General features: G+C 69.5%; 9 protein-coding genes. 8 read left to right on the top strand and 1 reads right to left on the bottom strand.

Annotated elements, in window-relative coordinates; translation table 11 throughout:
• Nucleotides 1-57 precede the first annotated feature (57 nt).
• The 8 genes from ACRDPN_RS08270 to ACRDPN_RS08235 all read left to right on the top strand — a co-directional run bounded on the left by ACRDPN_RS08270 (nt 58) and on the right by ACRDPN_RS08235 (nt 8,263).
• On the top strand, nt 58-654 hold the full coding sequence (locus tag ACRDPN_RS08270; protein ID WP_431446943.1) for a nucleotidyltransferase family protein: 597 nt from the start codon (nt 58-60) through the stop codon (nt 652-654).
• A complete protein-coding gene (locus ACRDPN_RS08265; RefSeq protein ID WP_431446942.1) occupies nt 651-1,535 on the top strand; it encodes an AAA family ATPase in 885 nt (294 codons plus the stop codon). Before ACRDPN_RS08270 ends, ACRDPN_RS08265 begins: the two co-directional genes overlap by 4 nt.
• Nucleotides 1,532-2,635: a vWA domain-containing protein gene (locus ACRDPN_RS08260; RefSeq protein ID WP_431446941.1), complete on the top strand. Its 1,104-nt coding sequence runs from the start codon at nt 1,532-1,534 to the stop codon at nt 2,633-2,635. The genes ACRDPN_RS08265 and ACRDPN_RS08260 overlap by 4 nt, the downstream gene beginning before the upstream one ends.
• Nucleotides 2,628-3,752 carry an XdhC family protein gene (locus ACRDPN_RS08255; RefSeq protein ID WP_431446940.1) on the top strand — a complete coding sequence of 375 codons (1,125 nt, stop codon included), beginning with the start codon at nt 2,628-2,630 and terminating at the stop codon, nt 3,750-3,752. Before ACRDPN_RS08260 ends, ACRDPN_RS08255 begins: the two co-directional genes overlap by 8 nt.
• A gap of 92 nt (nt 3,753-3,844) precedes the next feature.
• On the top strand, nt 3,845-4,357 hold the full coding sequence (locus ACRDPN_RS08250; protein WP_431446938.1) for a (2Fe-2S)-binding protein: 513 nt from the start codon (nt 3,845-3,847) through the stop codon (nt 4,355-4,357).
• Nucleotides 4,354-6,792 (top strand): xanthine dehydrogenase family protein molybdopterin-binding subunit, encoded by a 2,439-nt coding sequence (locus tag ACRDPN_RS08245; RefSeq protein ID WP_431446937.1) that lies wholly within the window; start codon nt 4,354-4,356, stop codon nt 6,790-6,792. Before ACRDPN_RS08250 ends, ACRDPN_RS08245 begins: the two co-directional genes overlap by 4 nt.
• Entirely contained in the window at nt 6,789-7,667 is an 879-nt protein-coding gene (locus tag ACRDPN_RS08240) for an FAD binding domain-containing protein (protein WP_431446936.1), read from the top strand. The genes ACRDPN_RS08245 and ACRDPN_RS08240 overlap by 4 nt, the downstream gene beginning before the upstream one ends.
• On the top strand, nt 7,667-8,263 hold the full coding sequence (locus ACRDPN_RS08235; RefSeq protein WP_431446935.1) for an SRPBCC family protein: 597 nt from the start codon (nt 7,667-7,669) through the stop codon (nt 8,261-8,263). The genes ACRDPN_RS08240 and ACRDPN_RS08235 overlap by 1 nt, the downstream gene beginning before the upstream one ends.
• Here the strand turns inward: ACRDPN_RS08235 and kynA are convergent, their stop codons facing one another.
• Nucleotides 8,264-9,103, bottom strand: coding sequence for a tryptophan 2,3-dioxygenase (gene kynA / locus ACRDPN_RS08230; RefSeq protein ID WP_431446933.1), 840 nt, complete (start codon nt 9,101-9,103; stop codon nt 8,264-8,266). It abuts the gene before it with no gap.
• Between the last annotated feature and the right edge of the window lie 61 nt (nt 9,104-9,164).

The following is a 9,164-nucleotide window of genomic DNA, read 5'->3' as shown; positions in this document are numbered from 1 at the left end:
GCCCCGGACCTCACGGTCCGGGGCCGTCGTGCTGTCTCGCGGTGCGACCATGGGTCCATGACGCGTGTGGTCGGGGTGCTGCTTGCGGCCGGTGCGGGCACTCGCATGGGTCGCCCGAAGGCGCTGGTGATCGGCGACAACGGCGAGCCCTGGGTCCGGACGGCGGCTCGCGTCCTGCTCGACGGCGGATGTGACGACGTGCTCGTCGTCCTCGGGGCCGAGGCGGAGCAGGTGCGAGTCCACCTCAAGAGGTTGCGCGACGTCGTCGCCGAAGACTGGGCCGACGGCGTGGCCGCCTCACTGCGGGTCGGTCTCGCCGAGGCCGGCGACGCCGATGCCGCCCTCGTGCACCTGGTGGACCTACCCGACGTCGGAGCCGACGTGGTGAGGCGGATCATCGCCGGCGCCGACGACGCTGCTCTGGCGAGAGCGACGTACGGCGGTCGGCCCGGTCACCCGGTCCTGATGGGGCGAAACCACTGGGCCGCCGTGATCGCCGATGTCACCGGGGACCACGGCGCGAGGGACTACCTGGACAGCCACGACGTCGTCGAGATCGACTGCTCTGACCTCGCGTCCGGGCGCGACGTCGACCGCCCGCCCGGAGAGACGAACGATTCTGCAACGGGGCACGGATCTATGCTGGATGGATGACGAGATCCCCACTGGGAACGCCCGCGGAGATCGCCGCGCGCCTCGGCGACCACGGCTATCTCACCGACGAGGGGCTCTCCACCGTCACGTATCTCGCATTGTCGATGCATCGTCCGCTCCTGCTCGAGGGCGAGCCGGGCACCGGCAAGACGGCGCTGGCCGAGGCGCTCGCGGAGTCGCTCGGCGTGCCGCTCATCCGGCTGCAGTGCTACGAGGGCATCGACGCGTCCCAGGCGCTCTACGACTGGGACTTCACCCGGCAGATCCTCCACCTGCGCACCGTCGAGGCCACCGGTCAGGCTGCTGACCCGGCTGCGCTCGAGGAGTCGTTGTTCGACGAGCGCTTCCTGCTCGCCCGCCCGATCCTGCGCGCGCTGCGCGAGAGCCCGGCCGTGCTGCTCGTCGACGAGATCGACCGGGCGGACGACGAGTTCGAGGCGTTCCTGCTGGAGGTGCTCTCGACGCACCAGGTGAGCATCCCCGAGCTCGGCACGATCACCGCCGAGATGCCACCGATCGTCGTGCTGACGTCCAACCGCACGCGCGAGCTGCACGACGCGCTCAAACGGCGCTGCCTCTACCACTGGATCGATCACCCGGGTCTGGCGCGCGAGACCGCGATCGTGCGCGCCCGCCTCCCGGAGGTGGCCGAGACGCTGGCCGAGCAGGTCGTCACCGTCATCCAGCGACTGCGACACAGCGACGAGCTGCTCAAGCCGCCCGGGGTGGCCGAGACCCTCGACTGGGCCCGTGCCCTGCACGAGCTCGGCAACACCGAGCTCGACCTCGAGTCCGCCGCAGCGACCATTGGCGCCGTCTGCAAGTACCGCGAGGACCTGGAGCGGGTGCGCGCCACGCTCGACGTGATGCTCTCGGCATGACTACACCGGTTGATGGGCCCGTCGAAGTCTTCATAGGCTTCACCCGCGCCTTGCGGGCCGCCGGGCTCCCGATCGACCACGCGCATGCGTTCGTCGAGGCGGTCGCGCACCTCGATGCCGGCAGCCGCAGCGACGTCTACTGGAGCGGCCGCGCCACGCTGTGCGCCGGGCCGGATGACCTCGAGGTGTACGACGCCGTCTTCGACCGCTGGTTCTCCACCGACCAACCACGCCCCCACGACGCCGCGCCGACGCCTCCCCGGCGGCTCGCGCCCACGTCGACCATCGGCGACGACGACGCCGACCGAGCCGGCGACGACCGGGTGATCGCCGTGGTCGCCAGCACCGAGGAGCACCTGCGGCACCGCGACGTCGGCGACCTGACCACCGACGAGCGTCGCCACCTCGCCCACATGTTCTCGAGGCTCGACGCCCGTTTGCCGATGCGGTCCGGTCGACGTCGGCGCCCGCATCGCCGTGGCGAGATCGATCCGGGCCGCACGGTGCGCGACCAGCTGCGTCGCGCCGGAGAACCAGGGCCGATGCGACATCGACGTCCCCGTCCGCGCCCGCGCCGCGTGGTGTTCCTCATCGACGTCTCCGGCTCGATGGAGCCGTACGCGGACAGCTTGTTGCGGCTCGCGCACCGCGTCGTGATGGCCGCACCGCGCTCGACCGAGGTCTTCACGATCGGTACCCGGCTCACCCGGGTCACCACGGCGCTGCGCATCCCCGACGCGGAGAAGGCTCTCGACGTCGCCGGACGCACCGTGCCCGACTGGTCGGGCGGCACTCGTCTCGGCGAGGTGCTGCGGGCGTTCCTCGATCGATGGGGTCAACGCGGTGTCGCGCGCGGGGCGGTCGTCGTGATCGCCAGTGACGGATGGGAGCGCGGCGACCCCGAACAGCTCGGCGAGCAGGTCGAACGCCTGAGCCGACTCGCGCACGCCGTCGTCTGGGCCAACCCTCACCGTGGACGTGCGGGCTACGCTCCGATCCAGGGCGGAATCGCCGCCGTCCTGCCGCACATCGACGGCCTGGTCGCGGGCCACTCGTTCGCGGCGTTCGCCGACCTGCTGGAGATGGTGGCCGATGCGTGAGGTGCTGACGGAGCTCATGGAGGCGTGGCGTGCGGACGAGGTGGTCGGTGTCGGCACGGTCGTCGGCACCCAGCGCTCCGCGCCTCGTCCGCCCGGCGCAGCCATGCTGGTGATGGCGGACGGATCCGCCGTTGGATCGGTCTCCGGCGGCTGCGTCGAGGGAGCCGTCTACGAGCTCGCAGAGACCGTCGTCGCCGACGGCACCCCGGTGCTCCAGCGCTTCGGGTACAGCGACGACGAAGCGTTCGCGGTCGGGCTGACCTGCGGTGGCATCATCGACATCTTCGTCGAGCCGGTCTCGACCAAGACGTTCCCCGAGCTGGAGCGACTCGCCGAGGACGTCCACGAGGGCCGACCCGTCGCGATCGCCACGGTCATCGAGCACCCGGACCCGGCCTGGGTCGGGCGCCGGCTCATCGTGCGACCCGACTCGGTCGAGGGCACGCTCGGGCTCGAGCGCGCGGACGCGGCCGTCGCTGATGACGCGCGCGGACTGCTCGCCGCCGGCGCCTCGCACGTCGTCACCTACGGACCCGAGGGCGAGCGGATGGACACCGGCATGCGCGTGTTCGTGTCGTCGTTCCAGCCGCCGCCGCGGATGATCGTCTTCGGCGCGATCGACTTCGCCGCTGCCGTCGCGAGTCAGGGCAAGCTGCTCGGCTACGAGGTCACCGTGTGCGACGCACGACCGGTGTTCGCGACCCGCGCCCGGTTCCCCGGAGCCGACGACGTCGTCGTCTCCTGGCCGCACCACTACCTGCAGCGCGAGATCGAGGCCGATCGAATCGACAACCGCACGGTCATCTGCGTGCTGACCCACGACCCCAAGTTCGACGTCCCCGTGCTCGACCTCGCTCTGCGGCTCGAGGGCAGCCATCAGCCGGCCTTCGTCGGTGCCATGGGCTCGCGCAAGACGCATGACGACCGGCTCGAGCGGCTGCGCGAGGCCGGTCTGACCGACGAGCACCTCGACCGACTGTCGAGTCCCATCGGCCTCGACCTCGGCGGGCGGACCCCTGAAGAGACCGCCGTCTCGGTGGCTGCGGAGATCATCGCCCAGCGCTGGGGTGGCAGCGGCGAACGGCTCACGGAGACGACTTCGCGAGTCCATCGCTGACCTGCGGTTCTGCAACCTCGCTGCAACCGTTGTGACTTGGCTCACTCCGGTGCTATCAAGAGGGGTAACCCCGCGAGCGAGGAGAGTTGCCCATGGCATCCACGTCCATCACCATCACGGTCGACGACGTCGAGTACACCGATGACGTGGAGCCCCGACTCCTGCTGGTGCAGTACCTGCGGGAACGGCTGGGCAAGACCGGAACCCTCGTCGGCTGCGACACGAGCAACTGCGGCGCGTGCACGGTGCATCTCGACGGCACGAGCGTCAAGGCGTGCACGATGCTGGCCGTGCAGGCCGACGGGCATGAAGTCACCACGATCGAGGGCCTCGCTCCCAACAACGGGCGCGACGGGGAGCTGCACCCGATGCAAAAGGCATTCCACGAGGCCCACGCCCTGCAGTGCGGGTTCTGCACGCCGGGCATGATCATGCAGGCCATCAACGTGCTCGACGAACACCCGGACCCCGACGAACAGACCGTCCGCGACGGGCTCGAGGGCAACCTGTGTCGCTGTACCGGCTACCAGAACATCGTCAAGGCCGTCATGGCGGCCGGTGCGAGCACTGGTGGCGCGCACAAGGCTGAGGGAGGCGCGGCATGACCGTCACGGAGATCGGCACCGCCCGCCGCCGCAAGGAGGACCACCGGCTCATCACCGGCCGCACCCGCTTCACCGACAACATGACGCTGCCCCGGATGCTGCACCTCGCGCTCGTCCGCAGCCCGTTCGCCCATGCCACCATCACCGCCGTCAACACCGACGAGGCGAAAGCCTCGCCGGGCGTGGTTGCCGTCATCACCGGGGCCGACGTCGCCGACATCCAGGGCAGCCTGCCGAACGTCTGGCCGATCACCGAGGACCAGAAGGCGCCGCCGCACCCGGCGATCGCCGTCGACCGCGTCGCCTTCGCCGGCGAGGTCGTCGCGTGCATCGTGGCTCGTTCCGCTGCCGCGGCTCGCGACGCCGTCGAGCTCGTCGACGTCGACTACGACGAGCTGCCGGTCGTGCTCGACATCGAGGCCGCTGCATCCGACGAGGTGCTCGCTCACCCCGACCTGGGGACGAACAAGTCCGCCACGTGGATCTTCGACTCCGCCGAGGCCGGCACGGGTGGCAACGTCGAGGAGGCGATCAGTGGCGCCGACATCGTCATCGAGCGCACGTACCACCAGCAGCGGCTCATCCCCGCCTTCATGGAGCCGCGGTCCATGGTCGTCGACCCGACCGGTGAGCAGATCACGATGTGGTCGTCCACGCAGGTGCCGCACATCCTGCGCCTGCTGCTGTCGATGACCCTCACCATCCCGGAGTCGAAGGTGCGGGTCGTCGCGCCCGACGTCGGCGGTGGATTCGGCGGCAAGCTGCAGGTCACGCCGGAGGAGCTCATCACGATGATGGCCGCCCGTCAGACCGGCTTGCCGTGCAAGTACACCGAGACCCGCAGCGAGTCGCTCATGGCGGCGCACCACGGCCGTGCCCAGGTGCAGAAGCTCCGGCTCTCGGCCACGCAGGACGGCACCGTCACCGCGCTCGACGTGCGACTGCTGGCGGACATGGGTGCCTACCTCGGCCTGGTCTCGTCGGGCATCCCGATCCTCGGGGCCTTCATGTACAACGCCATCTACAAGTTCCCGGCGTACCGGTTCGAGTGCACCAACGTGTTCACCAACAAGGCCTGGACCGACGCGTATCGCGGCGCCGGCCGTCCGGAGGCCACGTTCGCCATCGAGCGCCTCATGGACGACCTCGCGGCCGAGCTCGGCATGGACCCGCTCGAGCTGCGCCGCAAGAACTGGATCGGCCACGACGAGTTCCCGTTCAGCACGGTTGCCGGGCTCGAGTACGACTCCGGCAACTACGAGGCGGCCACCGACAAGGCACTCGAGCTGTTCGGCTACGACGAGCTGCGGGCGGAGCAGAAGCGGCGACGCGACGCCGGTGAGCGCGTGCAGCTCGGCATCGGCGTCTCGACGTTCACCGAGATGTGCGGGCTGGCACCGTCGCGGGTCCTCGGCGCGCTGTCGTACGTGGCCGGCGGCTGGGAGCATGCGGCGATTCGGGTGCTTCCCACCGGCAACATCGAGGTCGTCACGGGCACGAGCCCGCACGGCCAGGGCCACGAAACGGCCTGGAGCCAGATCGTCGCCGACCGCCTCGGGGTGCCGTTCGAGAACGTCGAGGTGCTGCACGGCGACACGCAGGTCTCACAGAAGGGCATGGACACCTACGGGTCCCGCTCGCTCGTCGTCGGCGGCATGGCGGTCGTCGCTGCGGCCGACAAGGTCATCGAGAAGGCCAAGACGGTGGCCGCACACCTGATGGAGGCCAACCGCGACGACGTCGAGTTCTCCGCCGGGCAGTTCGGCGTGAAGGGCACCGACAAGGGCATGGCGCTCGGGGACATTGCGTTCGCCACGTTCCACTCCCACGACCTGCCCGACGGTTTCGAGCCCAGCCTCGACTCCGACGCCACGTTCGACCCGGACAACTTCTCCTTCCCGCACGGCACCCATCTCGCGGCCATGGAGGTCGACACCGAGACCGGTGAGACCACGGTCATGAAGTACGTGTGCGTCGACGACATCGGCAACGTCATCAACCCAATGATCGTCGAAGGGCAGGTGCACGGGGGGCTTGTCCAGGGCATCGCGCAGGCGTTGTTCGAGGAGGCCGTGCACGACGACGCCGGCACGCTCGTCACCGGATCGTTCGTCGACTACCTCGTTCCCAGCGCGGCGGACCTCCCGTCGTTCACCACGGACCGCACGGAGACGCCATCGACCACCAACGCGCTCGGCGTCAAGGGCGTCGGCGAGGCCGGCACGATCGCGTCGACACCGGCGATCGTCAACGGGGTCATCGACGCGTTACGACACCTCGGCGTCACCGACATGGTGATGCCCTGCTCGCCGTTCCGGGTCTGGTCCACCATCCAGGGAGCCTCGGGTGCCACACCTGAGGCCACCCAACCGAAGAGTCCCGAACAAGTCGGACTCGACTCCAGCGGCTCGCTCCCGACAGGAGATGTCCAGTGATTCCCTCCGCGTTCGACTACCAGGCACCCACCAGCGTCGACGACGCCCTCGCAGCCCTATCCGCCGCAGGCGACGAGGGCAAGGTCCTCGCCGGGGGCCAGAGCCTGCTCCCGGTGATGAGGCTCCGACTGGCCGCTCCCGAGATGATCATCGACCTCGGCCGCATCGCCGAGCTGCAGGGAGTGAGCGACGACGGCGACGCCATCGTCATCGGCGCGATGACGCCGCACCACGTGGTGGCGTCCGACCCGCTCGTCGCCGAGCACGGCGCGCTGATCGCCAAGGCGACGCAGACGATCGCGGACCCGCAGGTTCGCCACCGGGGCACGTTCGGCGGCGCCCTGGCGCACGCCGATCCGGCCGGAGATCTGCTTGCTCCAGCACTTGCGCTCGACGCCGAGTTCGAGATCGCCGGGTCGGGCGGCCGGCGAACCGTGCCGGCATCGGAGTTCTTCGTCGACCTGTTCACGACGGCCATCGGTGAGGACGAGATCCTCACCAGCGTGCGCGTGCCCAAGACGACCGGGTGGAAGTCGGACTACCAGAAGTTCACCCGGGTGGCGCAGCAGTGGTCGATCGTCGGGGTGGCCGCCGCCATCCGGGTCGAGGGCGACAGCATCGCCGAGGCCCGCATCGCCCTGACCAACATGGGTTCCACGCCCATCCGGGCGTCCGCCGTCGAGCAGGCCCTCAGCGGATGCGCGCTCGACGAGACCGCCATCGCGGCGGCCACGGCGTCAGCCGGGGAGGGCACCAACCCGCCCTCCGACACGAACGGCGACGCCGCCTTCCGGCGCCACCTCGCCGGCGTGTTGACCGGTCGGGCGGTGAGCACCGCCGCCGGGGTGGTTTCGAGCTCGGCCGGTGCCGCCTGATGGACCTGACCCACAGGTTCGTTGTCCCAGCTTCGCTGCAGACGACCTGGGCGGCGTTCAACGACCTCGAGCGCGTCGCGCCGTGCTTTCCCGGGGCCACGATCACGTCCGTCGAGGGCGACGAGTTCGCCGGCTCGGTGAAGGTGAGGCTCGGTCCGATCTCGATGCTCTACAACGGCAGCGGCACGTTCGTCGAGCGCGACGAGGCCGGGCACCGGGCGGTGATCGAGGCCAAGGGCAAGGACAAGCGCGGCAACGGCACCGCCGGGGTCAAGGTGGTGGCCAAGATGGCGGCCGATGGTGACGGCACCGCCGTCGAGGTCACCTCGGACCTGTCGATCACCGGCAAACCCGCACAGTTCGGGCGCGGCGTCATCCAGGACGTCAGCGACAAGCTGCTGAACCAGTTCGTCGACTGCATCGCCGATCAGCTGGGCGAGGCGGATGCGCCCGCAGTGGAGACGCCAGCCGAGCCGACGACACCGGCCGAGCTGAACCTGATGTCCCATGTGCTCCCGGTGATGCTCCGGCGCTACGGTCTTCCGGCCGCGGGCATCGTCGTCGTGGCAGTCATCATCTGGCTCATCGTCAGGTAGCTACTCGCCGATGTGCGTGCGCACGTCGAGCAGCTCGGGGAAGAACGTCAGGTCGAGAGCTCGGCGCAGGAAATCGACCCCGCTCGAACCACCTGTGCCGCGTTTGTGCCCGATGATCCGCTCGACGGTCTTGAGGTGCCGGAACCGCCACAGCTGGAAGCCCTCCTCGACGTCGACGAGCTCCTCACACGCCTCGTAGGCCTCCCAGTGGTCGTGCGGATCGGCGTAGACGCGTCGAAACATCTCGACGACGCCGGGATGAGCCTCGTAGGGCTGGGTGAGGTCGCGCTCCAGCACCTCGGCCGGCACCGCATGCCCGTGGCGCGCGAGGTGTCGCAGGAAGGCGTCGTACAGGCTCGGTGCGGCGAGATCGGCGGACAGCTGGGCATGCAGCGCCTCGTCGTGCGCGAAGACGCCGACCATGGCCGGGTTCTTGTTGCCGAGCAGGAACTCGACGGTGCGGTATTGAGGTGACTGGAAGCCGGACGCCTTGCCCAAGTGGTCGCGGAACTGCACGTACTCAACCGGGGTGAGCGTCTCGAGCACCGACCATTGCTCGAACAGCTGCTTCTGGATGGCCTTGATGCGCGCGAGCCGCTTGAGCGCGGGCGCGACGTCGTCGGAGGTGAGCAGGTCGATCGCCGACCGTAGCTCGTGGACGAGCTGCTTGAGCCACAGCTCGGTGACCTGGTGCTGGACGATGAACAGCATCTCGTCGTGGTGGTCGGACAAGGGCTGCTGTGCAGACAGCAACGCATCGAGATGCAAGTAGCCCGAGTACGTGAGCTCCCCCCGCAGGTCGGTGGCAACCCCCTGCTCGATCGGCCGATACGACGTCATCCGGCCACGCTACCCACACCCAGTGGCGCAAACCCGACCGCGAGTGGCGCAACAAGGCGGT

The organism is Aeromicrobium sp., assembly GCF_050700635.1.
GTDB lineage: Bacteria > Actinomycetota > Actinomycetes > Propionibacteriales > Nocardioidaceae > Aeromicrobium.
Note: the sequence above shows the minus strand (reverse complement) of the source record. Positions and strands in the feature narration are given on the sequence as shown.